We start from the raw sequence: 20,671 nt of genomic DNA on the forward strand, positions 1-20,671 counted from the left end.
TCTAGAGGGAATCTATGCCGAAAGAAAGAATCGTGGCACCGTCCAAAGACTTCGCTAAGATTGCGAATGTTAGTTTAAAAGAATACAAAACCAAATACAAAGAATCTATAGAAAAACCGGAAAAGTTTTGGGCCGAACAAGCCAAACGCCTAACTTGGTTTAAAAAATGGACCAAGGTTCTCAAACACGATTTTGCCAAAGCAAAAGTAGAATGGTTTGTTGGAGGGAAACTCAATGTTTCCTATAACTGTTTAGACAGACATTTAGATTCTCCACACAGAAACAAAGCGGCTCTTATTTGGGAAGGGGACAACCCTGATGAATCCAAAGTCCTTACTTATCATGACCTGCACCGCGAGGTAAATCACTTTGCCAATGTTCTGAAAAAATTCCATGTAAAAAAAGGAGACCGGGTTCTCATTTACCTTCCTATGATTCCAGAGCTTGCCATTGCGACACTAGCTTGTACTCGCATTGGAGCCGTGCATTCCGTTGTGTTTGGTGGATTTTCGCCAGAAGCCCTTCTTGGTAGGATTGAAGACTGCAAACCCACACTTGTCATTACTGCTGATGGTGGTTATCGTGGAGGCAAACCAGTTGAACTCAAAAAAAATGTGGATGTTGCTTTAGAAGAAAGTAAATACAAAGTCAAAGACGTAATCGTTGTTAAGCGAACTGGAGACGAAGGAAACTTAAATTGGAAAGAAGGTAGAGACCACTGGTACCACTACCTCATGAAAGAACCCGATATCAAAAAAGAATGCCCACCAGTAGTAATGGATTCAGAAGATCCACTTTTCCTTCTTTATACTTCAGGTTCGACAGGAAAACCAAAAGGTGTCCTACATACCACAGCAGGATATTTACTCGGTGCCAATCTTACTTTTGCCACCATCTTTGATTATAAAGAGACGGACACGTATTGGTGTACGGCAGACATTGGTTGGATCACAGGACACAGTTATATTCTTTATGGACCATTGTCCAATGGGGCCACATCGCTGATGTTTGAAGGGGTTCCTAGTTATCCAGATGCCGGCCGGTTTTGGGATGTGATTGATAAATATAAAGTCACCGTATTTTACACAGCGCCAACAGCCATTCGAGCACTCATGCGAGAAGGCATTGAACCTATCAAAAAAAGATCTTTGGCATCTTTACGACTTCTTGGTTCTGTGGGTGAGCCCATCAATCCAGAGGCTTGGGAATGGTACCATACCAATATTGGAAAATCAAAATGCCCGATTGTGGATACTTGGTGGCAAACAGAAACCGGATCCATAATGATCTCTGGTGTTCCTGGTGCGATCCCGCAAAAGCCAGGTTCGGCGAGTTGGCCATTTTATGGAATCCTACCAGTCCTTGTGGACAATGAAGGTGTGGAGATCAAAGACAAAGGAGAAATCTCTGGAAACCTATGTATTGCCAAACCTTGGCCTTCGATGATGCGTGGGGTGTACGGTGATCCAAAACGATTCTTTGATACCTACTTTTCACAATTCAAAGGGTATTACTTCACAGGTGATGGTGCCAACAAAGACAAAGATGGATACTTTCGGATCACGGGACGAGTCGATGATGTACTCAATGTTTCGGGACATCGCATTGGATCAGCCGAGGTAGAGAGTGCACTCGTTGAACATAAATCAGTTGCCGAAGCTGCGGTGGTTGGATTTCCACATGATATCAAAGGTCAGGGAATTTATGCCTATGTAACTGTGAAACATGGTGTGACCACCAACGATGCTTTAAAGAAAGAACTGATTGCGATGGTGGAAAAAGTCATCGGTAAAATTGCAAGGCCAGAAGTGATCCACTGGGCTCCGGGACTTCCTAAAACGAGATCAGGGAAAATTATGCGACGAATTTTAAGAAAAATTGCCAATAACGAATTTGATACTTTGGGAGATATCAGCACTCTCGCAGATCCATCCGTAGTACAATCGTTAATTGATGATAAAAAGAAATTCCACAGTTAAAATTAGATTTTCGGTACTTTCAGTTCTTCTTCCTTCGGTGAAAACTAACTAGGAAGAAGAAGGTTATAAAAAGCCAGCTTCTTTTATGAGTTGGGTCTTGTTTGTTTTAAAGATCCTGCGGGAGAGCGGAAAATACTCCCATCACCCGCAGGAATTCTGATTCTTCAAATTCCATATCTCTATCTTTTAATTTTTTACGATACTCGTTTGCTTTGGTCGTATCTCGTTTCGAAAACCAGTGGATACAAAATAACAAATACTCTCTATTTTTACGATACGTGTTTTGGTGGTTTTCTAATTCGGTAGCCGTGAGTTTGTTTTGGTTTTTAAAATCTTTCACCAAAGAATCGATGGCAAGGGTGTCTCTATCTTTTCCTAGATTCGCATAACTTTGACGAATGAGAAATAAAATCTCTCCCGCATCCGAATCTGGGTAAAATTTCAGTAAATTGTAAAATCCTCTTCGAAATAAAGACAAGGCTTCTAGGTATCTTTGTTTTTCTTGGAGAAACACTCCGTAGCGAGTGAAGTACCTAGTTTCATTCAAAAAAATGGTCGTTGTCCATTGGTAAGCTTGTTCTAAAAGTTCGGATTCTCTTCCTCTTCGGGCAAGGATCAAGGTTTCATACATTGTCTCTTCCCGAGGAAAATAAACCAAGTACCGCAAACTCAAATCATCTGCTTCTTTCCATTTTTTGTTTTTGATATTTTTCAAAAGACTCGCTTGTAAGGCATCTTTTTCAGAAACAAAGGTTTTGTCTGATTCTAAAAATTGTATATAGGATTCGTAGTCCGATTCCAAACCAAGTTGTCTGGATAAAATGGCTGCAGTATACAATCTGTACTTAGCATTGGGTTTTTGTTCTAAATACAATTTTGTATAGAACAAAGCCTCTTTTTGTTTTCTTTCCTTTTCATAAAAATCGGCGACATACAAAACCAAATCGAGTTGGTCTTTTTTCTTTTTAATGGATTCTTCGAAGGCATGAATTCCGTCGAATACCTGACCTAACTTCATGTGGGCACGTGCGGCTATATTATAGTACCGATAGTCCGGATCTGGATTTAATTCTTTGGCTTTGATGAGAAAATCGAATGCTTTGGCCGGGGTTTCTTGGACAATTTTGTCTTCTGCCATCCGCAAAAGATCTTCGTATCCATAAAAGACCTTAACTGGGTTCAGAACCTCTGGTTCTGCTAAATTTGGACTGGAAACCAGAAATAGACTTGTTACCAGAACACTAAATTGCCATATTCTCCTAGACCGAAGTATCATCTATGGATTCTCATCGGTCATCTTCTAAATAATCTTAGAAATTCAAATAAACAATCTCAAAGAGGATCTCATGAATGTAGAGTTAATCATCATCGTCATGGCACTAGTTTCCATAGTCACGGCGATATTCTACGCGGCTCGGGTGGTTCGCATCCAAGTGGGCGCAGGCGGCGGTAGCGAAAAAGAAACTGCTAAATTGAAAGAAATCTCCGCAGCAATCGCAGAAGGGGCAATGGCCTTCCTTCTCAGAGAATACCGAGTCATTTTGCTATTTATCAGTTTCATGACGGTTCTCATTTATCTACTTTTGGATAACCCAAAAACTGAGTTCAACGAAGGAATTTATACTGCCGTTGCTTTTGTTTCTGGTGCCCTCATTTCTTGCCTTTCTGGTTTTATTGGAATGAAGATTGCGACAGCTGGTAATGTTCGCACGGCAGAAGCCGCAAAAACTTCTCTTTCTCGCGCCTTCCGAGTGGCTTATGACTCTGGAGCCGTTATGGGTTTTGGTCTCATTGGTCTTGCAGTTCTTGGAATGATTGGACTTTTCCTTCTCTTCACAGGAACAAACGTTGGTGTTGCTAAACACATCCTTATGGAATCACTAGCAGGTTTTGGTCTCGGTGGATCTTCTGTGGCACTCTTTGGTCGTGTGGGTGGTGGTATTTATACCAAAGCCGCAGACGTTGGTGCTGACCTTGTTGGTAAGGTAGAAAAAGGAATTCCAGAAGATGATCCCCGTAACCCAGCAACCATTGCTGATAACGTTGGAGACAACGTAGGTGATATTGCTGGTATGGGTGCTGACCTTTTTGGTTCTGCTGCTGAAGCAACTTGTGCGGCTCTTGTGATTGGTGCCACAGCATCAGCACTTGCTGACAATAATTCAGCTCTACTCTATCCACTTTTAATTTCTGCGATTGGAATCCCAGCTTCCCTGATCACAACTTTTTTTGCTCGCGTGAAAGAAGGTGGAAACGTAGAAAAAGCTCTCAAACTCCAACTTTGGATTTCTACATTCATCGTAGCGGGTGCGTTGTATTTTGCAACGGACATTTTTATGATCGATAGTTTCCAAATCGGAGACAAAACCATCACTAAGTGGAATGTGTTTACATCAGTCGCATTAGGTTTGTTTGCTGGTATGTTTATTGGTTGGATTACTGAGATTTACACTTCCCACTCTTACAAACCAGTGCGTGAAGTGGCAGATGCTTGTGATACTGGTGCTGCTACAAACATCATTTACGGTTTGGCACTTGGTTACAAATCCACAGTCATTCCTGTAATTTTACTTGTGATCGTAATCGTTGTTTCCAATATCCTTGCCGGTATGTATGGAATTGCCATCGCTGCTATTGGTATGATTTCTACCATTGCGATTGGTCTGACGATTGATGCTTACGGCCCTGTTTCTGATAACGCGGGTGGAATTGCTGAGATGGCGGAACTCGGAAAAGAAGTTCGCGATCGAACTGACAACCTAGATGCAGCGGGAAACACCACTGCGGCTGTAGGAAAAGGATTTGCGATTGGATCGGCTGCTCTTACTTCCCTTGCCTTATTTGCAGCGTTTATCACTAGAACTCAAAATGCTTCTAAAGAAATGGGTGAAGGTGCGATCGATTTAACTTCCATTGAACTTCTTGATCCTTTGGTGTTTGGTGGTCTTCTTTTCGGTGCCATGCTTCCTTTTATCTTTTCGGCAATGACTATGAAGTCAGTTGGAAAGGCAGCTCTTGATATGGTAAAAGAAGTTCGTCGCCAATTCAAAGAGATCCCTGGTCTTATGGAAGGTAAAGCAAAACCAGAATATGCTAAGTGTGTAGATATTTCTACTTCTGCTGCTCTTCGTGAAATGATCCCTCCAGGTCTTCTTGTTCTCTTAAGCCCGATTGTTGTTGGGTATTTATTTGGAGTGAAGTCACTTGCTGGTCTTCTAGCAGGAGCACTTGTTTCTGGTGTGGTTCTTGCGATTTCTTCTGCAAACTCCGGTGGAGCCTGGGACAACGCGAAAAAATACATCGAAAAAACAGCTGGTGGAAAAGGTTCTGAAAAACACAAAGCTGCGGTTGTGGGTGATACAGTAGGAGATCCGTTTAAAGATACTTCTGGCCCTGCGATCAACATTTTGATTAAACTCATGGCGATCACCTCACTTGTGTTTGCTGAGTTTTTTGTAACAAAAGGTGGGATCATTTTAAATTTCTTTAAATAAGAAATTAAGTGAGACCATGAAAATTTGGTAGAGGTCTTTGGTCCAAAGGAATCTACCAAATACAAACAATCAATTCTAGTTTCCTTAAATAGGAAATGAAAGAGAGAAGCCGGCGGAAACGTCGGCTTTTTTTATAAGGTGGTAAAACTGAAACTGGTGTTTGTGCCGAGCGTTAATCCAAATATGGATTGGATGTTTTTGTTTAAAGTGATGGTGTAAGTGGTGCCAGTAGTCAAAGCACTTGCTGGAGTAAGAGTGATGGTTCTGTTGGAAGCACCACCGTTGAGACTGGGACAAGAAGGGGAACAGCTAATATTTGTATTGAGCGAAGTACTTTCTACCGCTTGGGTCATTACGATTGTAATTGTTGGATTTAAGGAAACACCTGTGGCTCCATCGGTCGGGACTGTGGATTCAATGGTAAAAGTGGAAGAGGTTTGCGTGACCAAAGGTAATACCAACACACCCAAAAGAGATGGTTTTGGCTTCGGCAAACATGCCTGGGAAGAAAATAAAACGAAAAATAGGATATAAATTCTCTTCCAGCTGGGCATAGGGCTCTAACTTTAATTTCGACTAATTACCCTTGGTAATTGCGCAGAGTTTTGCGTAAATCCCCAAGAAATTGTAAGTTTCTAGTTCAATAGACGTAATTTCTTTAATATTTCCAATTTTTTGGGACACTTCGACAGAAGCGTCTCCGAGAGCCAGGAGACCCAAATAGGACTTAGCACAAGCGATTCCTTCCTTGGTGGCAGGGTTCCCAGTTTCCATCATACTAATCCTTTGGTTCTCATAAAGAAGGCCTTGGGTTCCAAATCCGGAACTGGCACAGGAAAGGTTTAGAAATAAATTGAATAAAAAGAATGTTAGGAGTAGTTTTCTTTTTGGATGAGTTTGGTTATTTTTTAAGTTCTTGGTCCAAAATTTCTGAAAGTTTGTTTTGTAAAAGGATGATGTCGTCATAAAGTTTTTTAATTTGTTCTTCTTTCTTTCGAATTTTTTCGGTAAGTGCTTCGAGCGATTTTTTAGATGCATTATTCTTTTTGGAATGAAATTCTTTTAATTTGAATTCAATTTCCTCATAAATGAGTCCACTTTTCAGTTTCTTTGCAAATTCAGTTAATGAGTCAATGTTCTGTTTCATCGTCCTGTAATTCTTAAACAAAGTTCTTGGAAAAAGAAATACTGTTTTTTATAATAATGGTCGAGGCTATGGATTTCCTTTGGTCGAGACTGACGATGGATATATTCCAAACTAGCATTTCCTAAACTCACCAAACCGAAGTAATTCGTAGTACAAGATTCTACAAATGTATCTGACGGTTGTGGTGCTTTTCCTGGAGAAAACCATCCTTCTTGTCCTTTATTTTGGAAAATAGTGAAAGAAGGATTTCCTATTTGAAAACTGAAACATTGAAAAAAAAAGAAACAAATCGAAATCAATAAACCTCGTTTCATACTACTGGTTTGTATCAAAGAAGTAGAAATAGGAAAAACGAATTCCACGATCAATTGCGTTATCTTCTTTTGGCAAAATTCCTAAGAGCAGAGAGAAACTAAACGTTCCTAAATTTTCAGTACTCATGGAGATCCCTGGATAAAAATTAAAATATCTTAAATTTTTATCGGCCACTCGATCCACTGGTTCTCTGTATTCCAATTCTGTAAAGATGCGAACGGAATCTGCAATTGAAAAAGAAGGTGCAATACCGACTTGGTAATAACGTTTAAATTCCTGGAGGCTAGACTCTTTTCCATGTCTGTTAGTTTCTGTTTGAAAACGAAACTCAGACATGATTTGGAAGATTCCGTATTTGTATCCCAATCCAAAATTAGGTCTGATTAAATAAAAATCTGGGTTTTCTCTTTCTCGAAATTCAGCGTTTCTTTTTTTATCATAGAGTCTTAAACCAGCACCAATTAAAAATTGAGAGGATCCATTTTCATAAACTTTTCCATATTTGATCCCTGCATTCCATCGATCCCATGTGATTTCTCTTGCGGTATCGGTTTGTGAATAATCTGTTCGACCTACGGAAGAAATAACTGAAAATGAATCGGAAAATTTGTATTCTCCCTCAACATTAATATCCTTATTAATTTCTTTAACTCCGTTGAAGTCTTTATGCCAATAACCTATATTACCTCTAACCTTAGTATATAAAGCAACAGGTTCGACTTGTAATGGGTGTGCAAACCCAGTATTGTTAGTTGGTTGTGCATATAAAGAAGAAATTAAAGAAAGAAAAAAGATGTATATGATTAGTATATTTTTCATATTAAAATCCTATATTGGTGATTGGATAAATTAATCTAGCGAACTTATCGGTAAGATATGTATATCCTAAGTTATTTGCATGAATACAATCTAACATAAATTCGGCGCGCGAAAATGGTTTTCCACCTAATGTATTTCTTAGGTCCGTATATAGAAGGGTGGGTTCTTCCCGAATGGTATCTAGTAATAAATTGTTAAAAGCATCTAATTGTGTTGAAGTGAAAACAGCCGCATCAGGAACGTTAAGACCAATTCGATCAAACTTGGATTTGCAACCCTCATCAGAACCAGCAATGACTGGCGCCATATATGGATTTGGATAGTCGTAACCATGAATGATCCACTTGATTGGTTGGCCACCGAATCTAGAAACTTTGTAAGCATTTCCTGTTGCGACTAGTTTTTTGAGATTTGCTTTGATGGTGGCAAATCGTTGTGCTTGCACTGTTTCCACATTTCCAATATATTCGGAAAGATTGGCTTGAATGTCATTTCCACCCAAAGATAGGATGATGACTTTCATGTCTGCACCACCTTGGTCAATCACTTGAAACTGGAGCCCTTCGTTTACTACCTGTTGCAAGGTTTTTCCGCCGAGGGTGGCACCTACAAATTTATAATGAAACCTATTTTCTAACTGTGGCCTGAGAGTTTCCACTGCTGGAAATCCTAGAAGGAGATCGGTCCAACTATCACCAATAATACCAGTTTTTGCAGGTGTTTCCCCATTACAAATTGCGTATGTAGTGCAAAGTAAATTGGCTCCCACATCGTCTAGATAATCTTTTTTAGTATCACAATGAATGAGGAATACTAACATTCCTAAGAAAACTGTGTATTTAATTTTTTTCATTGGTTTTTGTTTCCTTCCAGATATGGTCCATAATAAATGCGCAGGATAAATCGCCGGTTAGATTTACTGAAGTTCTACACATATCTAAAAAGCGGTCAACTCCAAAAAGGATAGTAATTCCTTCGATGGGAATGTGAAATGTAAATAAGATAGATGTGAGGATAACGAGACCAACCCCAGGAGTTGCTGCCGTTCCGATAGATGCTGCCGTCACTGTTCCAACTAACAAAAACAAGTCTATTGTGGATAAATTGACCTGATAAACCTGACTTAAAAAAACGGTAGCAACTGCTTGGTACAGAGCCGTTCCATCCATATTGATTGTGGCACCCAGAGGAAGTACAAAGTCGGCCACAGTTTCTTTTAATTTTAATTTTTCCTTAGCAAGTTTTAAAGAATAGGGAAGGACTGAACTTGAACTAGAGGTTGAAAAACCAAGTAGGGGAATTTCGCGAACTTGATTCAAAAAACGAAAAGGATTCTTTCTTGTGAGGGTAAAAATCAAACTTAAATAAAAAATAAGAATACAAAATAATCCAAAAATCACTGTCCCAATGTAAGAAACCAAACCAAATAACAAAGAAAATCCGATTTGTACCATCGCATAACTCATGAGTCCCAAAACAGCGAGTGGGGCTAATTTCATCGCAGTGGCAACCACCCATAAACAAAAACTTTCCAATGAATGACAAAATGCTTTGAGTGCTGCTCCAGACTCTCTCGAGGTAAGAAAAAAAATTCCCAATATCATTCCAAAAAAAACAACCGATAACATTTGTTGTTTGGACCAAACATTTACAAGATTTTTAGGGATAATATTTGCGATAATTTCAGGAACCGATTCTTCATTTTGTTTTAAATCCGTTTTTGCGATCGTTGTGTTTGTAACGACTGATTGCGTTTGAATTTGATTTCCTGGTTTAATCACCAATGCGAGCGATATTCCAATACTGACTGAAACAATAGTTGTAAAAATAAAATAGAGAAGTGTTTTACTTCCCAAACTCCAAAGATCCTTTAAATTTTTTAAACTAGAAACACCAAGTGCGATGGAGACAATCACTAAAGGAATCATAATCATCTGGAGCAAATTTAAAAAAATATCTCCAGGTAGTTTCATCCATGATAAATAAGGTTTTAAAGCGATAGAGGATATAAATCCTGTTTCTGGATTTAATAGGATTCCAAATAACAAACCTAACAACAAAGATGCGAAAATTTGGATCCAGAAAGGAATTTTGAGAAAGGACATTCCCAAATTCTATTTTTTAGAATTTCTCTGTAAATGAATTAAATACTGATATAAGTTTGGTAGAGGCGAATTCTATGGAAAATAGTGGCACCATTTTTGATTTTACGAATTTCAATCGTGTAATCATCCTTAGCGCGTTGGATTTCTTTCATAGTCTTATGTAGGACTGCTTTTTTTTCAGGACGATTGTCCCATTTGTAAGCGGCTTCCTGGCGCATCAATTTTTCTTCTAATTGGCGAATCGTTTTTTGATGAGAAAGTTCTACTTTGTATTCTTCCTTTTGGAAAATAGAAAGTGTTTCTTTTCTTAGAGTTTCTTTTTTAGATTCTGCTTCTGATTCAACGATCGGATAACAATGGATAAATGCTTCTTCTAATTTGGAAAGGGAAATTTCTTTTTCTGGAACGTAAGATTTTGCTTCGATCCACTCAGTTGGTTTTTCCGTTAGAACTAAAGTTTTCTTTTTCTTTAAGTCATATTCTATAAAAAACAGGTCTTTTCTTTTTAAGGAAAAATCAAATTCCACCTGAAAAACAAATAATATTTTTTGTCCTAGGTTGTCTGATAAAAGGTACTTTTTTTTACGACCGATATCGCTTTGTGTGAGTAACTCTGTAACTTTTTCAACAAAGGGATGTCCAAACGCAAGAAATTCCAATGAATCATTCGTTAAGGCAAGGTCTGAATCAAAGGTGGCTTTTCTAACTTTACCTTCCGCGTTTTTATATTCGTAAGATCCTTTCCCAACTGAGGTTAGAGTTCCTGGTAAGTGAGCTTGAAAAAATTTGGAACCTTGGGCAACGACTTCTTCCAAATGGCTATTGTTCCATTCTCTTTCTTCAAGTGTATGATCATAATAATCTTTTAAGTTAAAATCTAAAACCTTCGGAGTTACAAGAGCATTGAGTTTTTCAAATCCTTTTTGTGCTACTTGGATTCTAAGATCAAATTCAGTTTCTAACTCTTCTTTTGTTTTCGTACCAGTAACAAACTTCATAAGACTAGAGTTGAAATCAAGTTCCTCTTCAATCGTTCCAAGTAAATCATCAGAAGCACCAATGGATTCTTCAAACAAACGAATTTTATTTGTGAGTACTTCTAAAATTCTTTCCGCGACTGTATCTTTGGAAGCAAAGTTAAAGATATAAACATTGTCCTTTTGACCAAAACGATGGATCCTTCCAATCCGTTGTTCGATCTTGAGCGGGCTCCAAGGTAAGTCATAATTAAAAAGTATATTTGCAAATTGTAAGTTACGACCTTCCCCACCAGCTTCTGTACAAATTAAAATTTCGTAGTCTTCTTTAAATTTTTGAATAGCGACTTCTTTTTCATCCATACTCAAAGAGCCGTGGAAAGGAGAAACTTTGAAGTCTGGTTCTAGAACTGATTGTAAATGGTCTTGTGTCGTTCTAAACTGAGTGAAGATAATGAATTTTTTATGACCTTCTTTTTTTAAACGATAGAGAGTTTCTTTTAATTTTTGAGTTTTTTTGTCTTCTTTGATTTGTTTTCCTAAATGGATGAGGCGGTTCAGAGTAAAGAGTTCTCGTTTGATCCTTTGGAAACTAGACATTTCTTCATCTTCTAATTCAGAAATAAAATCTTCGACACCTTCCGTTTCATCTAAATCCCAATCATCCAAAGTGGTTTCATGTTCTTTCATGTAATGGAATTTGGATTCCAACATAAATTTTCTTTTTTGTAAGGCAGAAAGGAGGGCAATGACAGAAGAATCCAAAAGTTTTTGGAAAACAACCATTACAAATCCTATGGCACGGTTTTTGGTTCCCATCGCCATATTGTATTCTCTTTTTACATACTCCGTCGTTTCATCATAAAACGCTCGTTCGATGGGAGAGAGATCAATCCTAACTGTTTTGGCAAATCGTTTGGTAAACCCACCTACTTCCACTTTACGACGACGAAGGAGAACTTTGGAGATTTTTTCCTTTAAATCCCCTTTTTGACCAACCACATAATCATTAACGAAGGTATGGTAAGGCCCAAGGATATTGGGATCGACAAGGTGCATGAGGTAAAAAAGTTCTTCTAGTTTTCCACGGAATGGTGTCGCTGTGAGAAGGAGGAGGCATTCCGTTTTTCTAGCAATTTTTTCAGCAAATAAATATCCACGAGTGATTTTGGAATAATCACGACGAAGTCTATGGGCTTCATCAAAAACAACGATATCCCATTTCGTTCCTAGAATTTCTTCGGCATATCTTGGATTTTTAATGAAATCGATAGAAGTAATGATTTTATTAAAATTTCTCCAATGGTCTGGACCGTTGGTAACAAAATTTCTTCTACGAACAATTGCAAACTCTTCATTGAATTTGTTTTTCATCTCCTGTTGCCATTGGACAAGTAGTGGAGATGGTGCCACCACAAGGACTCGTTTGAGCCCTCGTCGAAACATAAGTTCTTTTACGGCAAGACCAGCTTCGATGGTTTTTCCAAGCCCTACTTCATCGGCTAAGATAAACCTTGGTTTTAAACTATTTGCAACAATGAATGTCGATTCAATTTGATGCGGAAGTAAACGAGTTCTCGAGTTTGAAAGTGAGGATAGTTTGTTAAAATTATAAGTAAGTTTGAGTTGGCTGGCATCAAGGGCCAAATCCATTGCTTTGGGAAATTCTTCCCATTCACGAAGTGATTGTGGATATTGATTTAAAAATTTTAATTGTTTGTTGGATTTATTAACAGTTCTAAAAATCTCTTTTGATTCAAAAAACAGTTCTACTGAAGTTGTAGTTTCTTTTGTGACTTTTGCGAGACCTAACTCCGGTTCGTCGACAAGGAATCCGTATTCATTTGTTTGTTTTGGTTCAACAGTTGTTTCAAAATCTAAACTTAATTGAGTAGGGATATCCATCAAACTCCTTTCTGATTTCCCCAAAGCACTTTATGAATTTGAAGCGACAAACGACACTTAGGTGGATTGTCAACTTTGATCCATTCAACCAGTTCTTTGGCATCCACTTCCCCGTGGACGGGCGAATACAATATATTTGTCTGTATTTTTTGTTCGAGAATGACTTCGATACTTCTATCAAAGTCGATTCTATCTCGCACAACGAACTTGATTTCGTCAAGTGAATTATGTCTCTTTTCTAGAATCCGGAAATTTTCCAGATCCATTCGGTCTTCCATACCGGAACCTGGTAATTTGTAGTCCATAGTGAAAATAAAAAAAACATCTTCGGTAATTCGCTCGCTTCCATTGGTTTCCACACGCGCCGCAGGGTAGGGCAAACCTGCCTCTGTTCTATGTTTATAAATTTTATTGGCAATGGAAATGGATAAGTCGCGGTTTTTCCCCTCTAAGGGTTCCCCTCCAGAAAGTAGAACTTGGTAACCATGATGAGGATCTAAGTTTTCTAACTCCGACCATATCGATTCTAAACTTTTTTCTTCACCTTGGTTCGGGCCTAAGGCATAAGCTGTGTCACACCATAACGATCTTGATTCTGTTTTGCCACATCGTAAAGAACATCCGGCAAATCGGATAAAAACTGTTGGGATTCCTTGTGAAATTCCTTCGCCAGAAATAGAAGAATAGATTTCGTGAATTTTACCAAACATTGTGATGAGTCCTTCGATGTCAGATTAAAGTAAATTGTTCTTGCGAAAACATTTATTCAGAATTTCATTTTATGGTCATGTACGTAGAAGCGAAATTGGAATATCCTCTGATCCAAGAAAAAGAGCTACAAGAAAATCATTTGTTGCTTCGGTTTCGTACACCCGCCAATCCAAAAATAGCAGAACGTAAACCTTTAGTGATAGGTCTTGCTATAGATAAAAGTTGGTCCATGAAAGGTGAAAAAATGGAATCAGTGATTGAGGCTTCTTGTGCATTAGTCAATTGGCTGACTAGACATGATGCTGTATCTATCATTGCATATTCCGCTGATGTCCAACTCATCCAACCGGTTACTCACCTAACAGAAAAAGTCTCTGTGACCGATAAAATTCGAAATATCCAAGTAGCCACTTCCACAAATTTAAGTGGTGGATGGTTGTCCGCTTTAAAAAGTCTCAGTCTCTCCAAAATCCCTAATGCCTATAAACGAGTTTTACTACTCACCGATGGAAATCCCACTTCAGGAATCAAAGAAAAAGAAGCATTGGTAAAAATTGCCGCAGATCACTTAGCCATGGGTATCTCCACAACAACCATAGGTGTAGGAAATGATTTTAATGAAGAAATGTTGGTGGAAATAGCAAAAGCCGGTGGTGGAAATTTTCATTACATCGACAATCCGGAAAAAGCCTCGGATATATTTTTCGATGAATTTGGTGACATTGGGGCCTTGTATGCACAAGCCATAGATGTCGAATTACAACTGGCTCCTGGTGTTCGATTGAAACAAGTGTTGTCAGAAACATCTCATCAGATATTGGAAGAATTTGATGAATTTATTGGTGATTCCAAAACCATATCCAGACAAAAAATCAATCTACAGTTAGGCGATCTTAGGGCCGATGACATCCGCAACTTAGTATTACGATTGGAAATTGATGATCGCCTAAACCAATCCGAATCTCCTTTTTGTGAAGTAAACGTATCTTACTATAATTTGTTACAACAGAATGCTTTAGAATCTGTGAAAGAATCATTTCATTTTCCAAAAGCGAATCATAAAGGCAAACAAGACCCCGATGTTTTAGTAGAAATATTGGTAGCCAATGCAACCACTGGGATCAAAGAAATTTCCGATTTTATCAAACGTGGCCATGTAGAAGACGCTAAGGCATTGTTATTTGGTCTCATTCAGGACATTAAAAATAACTTACATTTTGCACCCAATGCACTTGGTTCCGTACTTGGTCGTCTCCAGGTTTTAGAAACAAAAATTACAACAAAATCAGATGATTTGAACAAACATTTATTTATGAATTCACAGATCATGATGAAAGGTCCAGAAAAGTTGGATTTAAAAGATGTGTTAGTTCATGATGAAATTTTAGAATACAGAGTCACTGGTGATATTGATTTGTATAAATGCCCCGAGATAAAACTTTTTATGGAACAAAAAATTTCTGAAGGTTTTAGGTATGTAATTTTTGATTTTTCCAATACATCTCATATTGATTCTTCTGCGATTGGAATGGTGATTCAGATTGTGGGTTGGCTCAGGAGACGGGGTGGTGAACTTGTGGTTGCCAACATCCATGATTCAGTAAAAAAGATTTTTGAAATCACAAGGTTGTACAACCACATTCGCGTGGCAGAAAATGTTACCTCTGGTAAGGAAATATTACAGAGGCTTATTTATGCGAGCGAAGGGGATAAAATCAGTTAGTTGGTTTAAGCCAACCAACGTTCTGCTTCTTCGATCGCTTCTTTTAAATCACCAACTAAAGCAGGAGCGATAGCGATTCCTTTTTGAGTGGGTTTTAGTTCCCCGTTGGGATCGGTATACCAAACTCGAATGTTAAAAAAAGTTTGGCCTTTATATTCGGAGATTTCCACGCGGATGACTTCTCCCCGTCCTTTGTCAATGTCTCGAATGATTCCTGTTTTTGCCATTTTAGTACGTCTCTACAAAAAGTTGTTCTTTTTCCTCTAGGTGTTTTTTGAATTCATCATACGAAAGATCAGTTCCGCAAGCAGAGATGATTTCTTGTATGACTCCTTTTTCCATTCCCTTCGGACCGCCACAAATATAAAACTTACCGTTTCCATTGACAGCATTTTTAATGGATTCGGCATTTTCTTTTGCGCGGTGAGTGATGTACATCTTTCCACCGTCGAAGGAATTTTTCTCTTCTCGGCTAATCGCTGTTACGAAATGGAAGTTGGGATGGTTTTTAGCCATATCTTCAAAATAATCGCGAAGTACGATTTCATCAGAATAGGGTGCTCCGTAGATTAGCCATACATTTCCTTGAAAGTTAATTAGTTTTTGAACCAGGAGTTCTTCCACCATTCCAAAAAAAGGACTGATTCCTGTTCCTGTAGCAAAAAAGAAAATATCACCAGAAAAGTCAGTTTGTGGAAGTAGGAATTTTTTTCCAGCGGGACCAGTCATCGTGACTGTATCACCTGGTTTTAAGTCACAAAGATAATTGGAACAAACTCCTTTATGGAGAAGATTTCCATTTTCATCGTACACATTGTCCCTTTTGACCACAAATTCAATATTATCCTTGGTTTGCCCAAAACTATAGGATGGGGAGGCAATGGAATACAAACGGATGGTATACGACGGATCAGCCGAGCCTTTAGCTTCTTTTTCTGGATCCGCGCCCGGGGGAATGATACCAGCACTTTGCCCGATCATATAAGGATAAGTGTTATGGTCGACGGCAATCGTGATTCGATGCACCGCAGAATCGCCTTCTTTTGTTGGGCGTTTTCCCTTTCCTGGTTCGGGAGTCAAACGGGTATTGGCCAAAACTTGGGCTTGGAGGGGATTTGATTTTTTAAACAGATTGATTTGAGGGGTAAGCAAAGTCGTCCTCGTTACAGGTGGTTTTTGGTCAAGTTTGGCATTCCGATGGTTCGGGAAAAGGAGAACTTAGAGTTTTCATTTTTCCTCCTCGGAATTATGTCTCTTCTTGACTCCTTTTTTAGAGTTTTTAAACTTTAGTCATTCCGGCCCTCCCGCCGATCTTAAAGACAACCGGGAAAACAAATTGCATGAGATCAACTGAAGCACAAGAAAAGAAACCATCACCAGTTCCCAATACCGTACTTCATCAAAAATTGGAGTCTTTCACCAATACTTTGCTCCAATCTATGCAAACCAAAACAAAAGAGGAAAAAACCTGGGCCGTTCTCTCCATGAAAGGAGAGATTTTGGATTATGGAAATCGTCTTCCTCAAGCTGACCGTAATTCCGATACTTTATTTTCCATTTAATTTTCGAGGTTTTATGTTTAGATCCGGGAACCCTTCTTTTTTTAAACTTCAGCTGACAATCGTTAGCTTACTTTTGGTATCGGTTTCATATTCATTATCTGCAGAACCGTACGGAATGGCTGGTTGTGGACTTGGGTCGATGGTACCGGCTTGGAAAAATGATATCGGGCAAGTTTTGGCTGCGACCACCAATGGTAGTTTATCCTCTCAAACATTTGGAATCACTTCGGGAACTTCTAATTGCACTACGGATGGAATTGTTCGCGCTGACCGAGCCCAAGAAGTATTTGTGACTTATAATGAAGAACCTTTGGAATTAGAAACCGTTAAGGGTACCGGTGAAAGAATTCGAGCCATTGCTTCTTTGTTAGGTTGTCCTACACATAGTGATGAATTGGGAAATCTAATGAAGGAAAAACATTCTTTTATTTTTGATCCTACGAAAGAGGAAGAATCTAAAGTTCGATCCAAAATCATTTTATCTCGACTAAAGGCAAAAATCGCAGAAAATCCTAAACTAAGACAGGCATGTGTCTATTAATCTCGAATGACTCGGGAAATTTCCGAATTATAACGATGCGCCGCTTCTGTTTGGTTGAGGTAGCCATAAGCACCTAATTCAAATATAAAAGCAGCAGTGATTCCGTAACCACCATCTGGAGTGGAATCACATCCTTTTTTTCCTGCAGGATGAATCTTCCAATCGCGAGGGTTTAAAAATTGAAAATTTTCCGGACAAATTACATGGCTATAATTTTTGCCATCGGCATGTCTAGCTTCGTGTAACAACACTAAGACACGATCCAATCGATTCAAACTGAAGAACGCGCGACCAAGTAATACTTCACCATCTTGGTACATAGCTATGTAATCTCCGGTAGAACCGTAAGAATATTTGTTAATTCGAGATTGGATCCAACGAGAAACTTTTTTCCCGGAAAAACTAAATTTAAAAATGGATTCAAATTGGGAGAGACGGTTGTAAGTAGACTTGTCGATTTTGATTCGTTTGGGTTCTAGGGATTCCAAGTAGGAAAACGATTCTTTTAAAACTTTGGATTGTTTTACGTTTAACTTAGATTCATCGGAGTACAGTTCTACTCCTGAAAAACAATAAAAAACAAAAATAACAAAACTTGTTTTAAACGAATAAAGTTCAAAAAGTGGCTTGGAGTCCACCATAGTAAAACCTGGGACGAATAGGATTGTAAGTAAGCTCGTATTGGTCCAGGACGTTGTCTACTCCTAAAAACAGAGACATTCTTCCTTCGAAGAATTTTTTCTCCATCCGTACATTCAGTAGGGTGAAAGGTTTCCCATAGACAACTTTGTTATTTTCTTCTATACTCTTCGTTTGTTGGTCGATTAGAGCCGTACTGGATCCAGCTGTGAAGTCGTTGGTAGTACTATAAAACGGCCGTTTGTCTAAACGTTTGGCACGAAGTGCAAATTCCCAACCGCCAGGTGCATTCACAAAAAAGTTCATTGTTCCTTGATGCAGGGCCCTTCCTTCTAAGGGCCTATCGGTCGTTAGGTCTCTTGTATCAGTTTGGTTGTAACCTAATTCCAGGGCAAAGTATTTAAGAAAACGAACACGGGATCCTGCTTCTACCCCTCTTGTATAGGCACGTTGAACGTTTTTTAATTGGAAGTTTGCAAATTCACTAGTCCTTGTTCCAAAACTATATTGGATGAGATCAGTAATGTCATTTCGGAAAACACTCAGGGAAAGTGTCCAAAATTTAAAAGGGGTATATTCGATGTCTGCGTTAACAGTGGTTGACTTTTCAGGTCTTAGTTTATCGTTTCCATCAACAACATAACCAACTCCAGGATTTTCAAACCGTAAATACAACTCTCGAAAGGAAGGTGGCCGAAAACCTTTTCCGTAACTGGCACGAAAAACAAGTTCACTTGTGATATCTACTTTTGTTGCGATTTTGGGAGTGGTTTGACCGCCAAACTGTGAATCCACGTCATGACGAACTCCGGGAACAAGTCGCCAAACAAATCCTTGGCGCCAAATAATCCATTCATCTTGAATGAAAGCTGCCCTTCTTGTTCGATAGGCATTTCTTCTTTGTAAACGATCTGATTGTAATTCTTCGGAGTAGGATTCTACGCCTGCAGTAACCATGTGGTCTTTATTGATTTCGTGATCAATTTGGGCGACACCTTGCGAGGAAAATTCATTTGTGAATTCTTTTACATCCAACTCATTAGAATTTCGTTGGTCCAATTTATAATGATTTTCCCAACGTGAAAAATTTCCTCGTAAGGAAACCATATTACGTTTTCCGTATGTATATTCTAATGCACCTAAACCGAGAAAGTCGTTTGTTAGATTTGTTCTATCAAAAACTCCGCCATTGGATCTTGAATCGATTCCAGCTTGGTTTCGATTTAAATAATTAATTCCTGTTTTTACTTTAAATTGACCATCAGGATTGAAAGTCATGTTTCCACCTACGTTGGCATCTTGGAATGCATTTCCCGTAGTAGCAGGTGTCCTTGGATCTAAATCATAGGCAGCAGATTGGTTGAACCCACCATAAAAATTGGAAGCAACAAAATCATTTTTAAAACCTACATCGGCGATCATATTCTTTTCGCCTTGGCTTCCGAAATTGGTTTGCCTTCCATTTCCATAGGAAGTTCGGAACTGGTAATGTTCTGGTTTTTCAGCTTGTTTGGTGATGATATTAATCACACCACCAATTGCATCGGCTCCATATAATGAAGACGAACTTCCTTTAACAATTTCGATTCGTTCAATGTTCTGAACTTTAAATCGTGTTAGATCAATGGTATTGTTGAGTCGTCCTGCAACCCGTTGTCCATCCACAAGAAATAAAACGTATTTGGAATCCAAACCCAACATTTGCACTTGAGATCCACCAAAAAAGGGGGTAACATTAATTCCTAGTTGAGTATCGAGCACCTCACCTAGGTTACGTGCGCCTGTTTGTTCAATTCGTTTCCGAGAAATGACTTCTGTCGCAACGGCAGAATCTTTGAGTCGTCGTTCCCCACGAGACCCTGTTACGACAATTCCATTTTTGTTATCTAAATCTTTAAAACGGTCCACTTCCTCTGTTGGATTCTCTTCTTTATTCCCTTCTTGGGGAGCGGTTGTGATCGGAGTTTGTGTTTCTTCGTTTTGAGGATTAGGATTGGTTGTATTCGTGTCTGTAGTTACAGGAGTAGTCGGAACACTTGGTGTTTTCTCAACCGTTTTTGTATTCTTTCCATTTTCACGAGGTTTGGATTGAGAATGAACTTCCCCTATAAACAATAAAAAAAGGCAAAGGATTGGCAAAAGGAAGGGATTAAATAAATACATTAGGGAAGTTTTTTCCATCGGATGGTCGGATAACCTGAAGTTCCCGCATCACTATAATAGTTTTCAATATGGACGGCATAAATAGAAGAACCTGTTCCCGAACGAATTAGATAAATATCTGGCTTCGGTGTTAAATTTCCGATCGTATAGTTATACCATTCGGTCACTAGTGGGTTTCCAACATACACGGCACCAGCACCACCGATTCCTTGAGTGGTAGAAGAACTATCCAAAGTAAAGGAATTACATCCTTGGCTAGCCGCAGAAGTAGAACTTGCCACAGAAAAATCGGTAGTATTACTTTTGCAGGCTCCACCCAAACCAGAACGATTGGTTTCCCCTGAATTGGTGGCCACCTTATACCGGTTAAATGCAATGTCCCAGGTTAACTTATCTTTGTCAGAAAAAGGAATTTGTTTATTTCCTTCAAAATAGAAATAAATATAAAAATCTAAATTACTAGCGTTGATGCGAGTGAGGTAACTCCCGTCCGCTTGTAAACGGGAGAAAACAATTTTATCCAAAGCATTGGGATTCCCTGCATTGATTGCATTGACAATCAACTGATTCACTAAAATTTCTTGGTCCGTC

General features: G+C 38.8%; 20 protein-coding genes. 5 read left to right on the forward strand and 15 right to left on the reverse strand.

Annotated features, from left to right (window positions below; translation table 11 throughout):
• Positions 1-14: 14 nt before the first annotated feature.
• On the forward strand, positions 15-1,979 hold the full coding sequence (acs, locus tag EHR07_RS11580) for an acetate--CoA ligase (protein ID WP_135745216.1): 1,965 nt from the start codon (positions 15-17) through the stop codon (positions 1,977-1,979).
• Positions 1,980-2,085: 106 nt separating this feature from the next.
• Here acs and EHR07_RS11585 read toward each other — a convergent pair whose 3' ends face one another.
• Entirely contained in the window at positions 2,086-3,255 is a 1,170-nt protein-coding gene (locus EHR07_RS11585) for a tetratricopeptide repeat protein (RefSeq protein WP_135745217.1), read from the reverse strand.
• Positions 3,256-3,325: 70 nt separating this feature from the next.
• Between EHR07_RS11585 and EHR07_RS11590 the strand changes: the two genes are divergently transcribed.
• Positions 3,326-5,473, forward strand: coding sequence for a sodium-translocating pyrophosphatase (locus EHR07_RS11590; RefSeq protein WP_135745218.1), 2,148 nt, complete (start codon positions 3,326-3,328; stop codon positions 5,471-5,473).
• Positions 5,474-5,604: 131 nt separating this feature from the next.
• On the opposite strand, the gene EHR07_RS11595 is transcribed toward EHR07_RS11590, so the two are convergent.
• From EHR07_RS11595 to EHR07_RS11635, 9 genes are all read right to left on the reverse strand, one after another.
• Positions 5,605-5,967: an Ig-like domain-containing domain gene (locus EHR07_RS11595; RefSeq protein WP_244288936.1), complete on the reverse strand. Its 363-nt coding sequence runs from the start codon at positions 5,965-5,967 to the stop codon at positions 5,605-5,607.
• An 82-nt stretch (positions 5,968-6,049) separates the two neighbouring features.
• Positions 6,050-6,439, reverse strand: a complete 390-nt coding sequence (locus EHR07_RS19205) for a TRL-like family protein (RefSeq protein WP_244288937.1) — start codon at positions 6,437-6,439, stop codon at positions 6,050-6,052.
• Entirely contained in the window at positions 6,375-6,620 is a 246-nt protein-coding gene (locus EHR07_RS11605; RefSeq protein ID WP_135745220.1) for a hypothetical protein, read from the reverse strand. Before EHR07_RS11605 ends, EHR07_RS19205 begins: the two co-directional genes overlap by 65 nt.
• Positions 6,617-6,934: a TRL domain-containing protein gene (locus EHR07_RS11610; protein ID WP_135745221.1), complete on the reverse strand. Its 318-nt coding sequence runs from the start codon at positions 6,932-6,934 to the stop codon at positions 6,617-6,619. Before EHR07_RS11610 ends, EHR07_RS11605 begins: the two co-directional genes overlap by 4 nt.
• A 1-nt stretch (position 6,935) precedes the next feature.
• Positions 6,936-7,754, reverse strand: coding sequence for a hypothetical protein (locus EHR07_RS11615; protein ID WP_135745222.1), 819 nt, complete (start codon positions 7,752-7,754; stop codon positions 6,936-6,938).
• A gap of 1 nt (position 7,755) precedes the next feature.
• Positions 7,756-8,607, reverse strand: a complete 852-nt coding sequence (locus EHR07_RS11620) for an SGNH/GDSL hydrolase family protein (protein WP_135745223.1) — start codon at positions 8,605-8,607, stop codon at positions 7,756-7,758.
• Positions 8,594-9,859: a dicarboxylate/amino acid:cation symporter gene (locus tag EHR07_RS11625; RefSeq protein ID WP_135745224.1), complete on the reverse strand. Its 1,266-nt coding sequence runs from the start codon at positions 9,857-9,859 to the stop codon at positions 8,594-8,596. The genes EHR07_RS11620 and EHR07_RS11625 overlap by 14 nt, the downstream gene beginning before the upstream one ends.
• A gap of 38 nt (positions 9,860-9,897) precedes the next feature.
• Positions 9,898-12,741, reverse strand: a complete 2,844-nt coding sequence (locus EHR07_RS11630; protein WP_135745225.1) for a DEAD/DEAH box helicase — start codon at positions 12,739-12,741, stop codon at positions 9,898-9,900.
• Positions 12,741-13,451 (reverse strand): 7-carboxy-7-deazaguanine synthase QueE, encoded by a 711-nt coding sequence (locus EHR07_RS11635; protein ID WP_135745226.1) that lies wholly within the window; start codon positions 13,449-13,451, stop codon positions 12,741-12,743. Before EHR07_RS11635 ends, EHR07_RS11630 begins: the two co-directional genes overlap by 1 nt.
• A 71-nt stretch (positions 13,452-13,522) precedes the next feature.
• Here EHR07_RS11635 and EHR07_RS11640 point away from each other — a divergent pair, with 71 nt between their 5' ends.
• Positions 13,523-15,175 (forward strand): anti-sigma factor antagonist, encoded by a 1,653-nt coding sequence (locus tag EHR07_RS11640; RefSeq protein ID WP_167483371.1) that lies wholly within the window; start codon positions 13,523-13,525, stop codon positions 15,173-15,175.
• A 5-nt stretch (positions 15,176-15,180) separates the two neighbouring features.
• Here the strand turns inward: EHR07_RS11640 and EHR07_RS11645 are convergent, their stop codons facing one another.
• Positions 15,181-15,402: a transcriptional coactivator p15/PC4 family protein gene (locus EHR07_RS11645; protein ID WP_004785453.1), complete on the reverse strand. Its 222-nt coding sequence runs from the start codon at positions 15,400-15,402 to the stop codon at positions 15,181-15,183.
• Between the two features lies 1 nt (position 15,403).
• Complete coding sequence (locus tag EHR07_RS11650) at positions 15,404-16,327, reverse strand: FAD-binding oxidoreductase (RefSeq protein WP_135745227.1); 924 nt, start codon at positions 16,325-16,327, stop codon at positions 15,404-15,406.
• 188 nt (positions 16,328-16,515) lie between these two features.
• Between EHR07_RS11650 and EHR07_RS11660 the strand changes: the two genes are divergently transcribed.
• Positions 16,516-16,737, forward strand: a complete 222-nt coding sequence (locus EHR07_RS11660) for a hypothetical protein (RefSeq protein WP_135745228.1) — start codon at positions 16,516-16,518, stop codon at positions 16,735-16,737.
• 13 nt (positions 16,738-16,750) lie between these two features.
• On the forward strand, positions 16,751-17,278 hold the full coding sequence (locus EHR07_RS11665) for a DUF3015 domain-containing protein (RefSeq protein WP_135745229.1): 528 nt from the start codon (positions 16,751-16,753) through the stop codon (positions 17,276-17,278).
• Here EHR07_RS11665 and EHR07_RS11670 read toward each other — a convergent pair.
• The 3 genes from EHR07_RS11670 to EHR07_RS11680 are packed head-to-tail and all read right to left on the reverse strand — an operon-like array spanning position 17,275 to position 20,652.
• Entirely contained in the window at positions 17,275-17,919 is a 645-nt protein-coding gene (locus tag EHR07_RS11670) for a hypothetical protein (RefSeq protein WP_135745230.1), read from the reverse strand. The two genes, EHR07_RS11665 and EHR07_RS11670, sit on opposite strands and share 4 nt — an antisense overlap.
• Entirely contained in the window at positions 17,894-20,080 is a 2,187-nt protein-coding gene (locus EHR07_RS11675; protein ID WP_135746271.1) for a TonB-dependent receptor plug domain-containing protein, read from the reverse strand. Before EHR07_RS11675 ends, EHR07_RS11670 begins: the two co-directional genes overlap by 26 nt.
• Entirely contained in the window at positions 20,080-20,652 is a 573-nt protein-coding gene (locus tag EHR07_RS11680) for an HmuY family protein (RefSeq protein WP_238776949.1), read from the reverse strand. The genes EHR07_RS11675 and EHR07_RS11680 overlap by 1 nt, the downstream gene beginning before the upstream one ends.
• Positions 20,653-20,671: the final 19 nt, after the last annotated feature.

The sequence above is a fragment of the Leptospira bandrabouensis genome (genome assembly GCF_004770905.1).
In the GTDB taxonomy this organism is placed as follows: Bacteria; Spirochaetota; Leptospiria; order Leptospirales; family Leptospiraceae; genus Leptospira_A; species Leptospira_A bandrabouensis.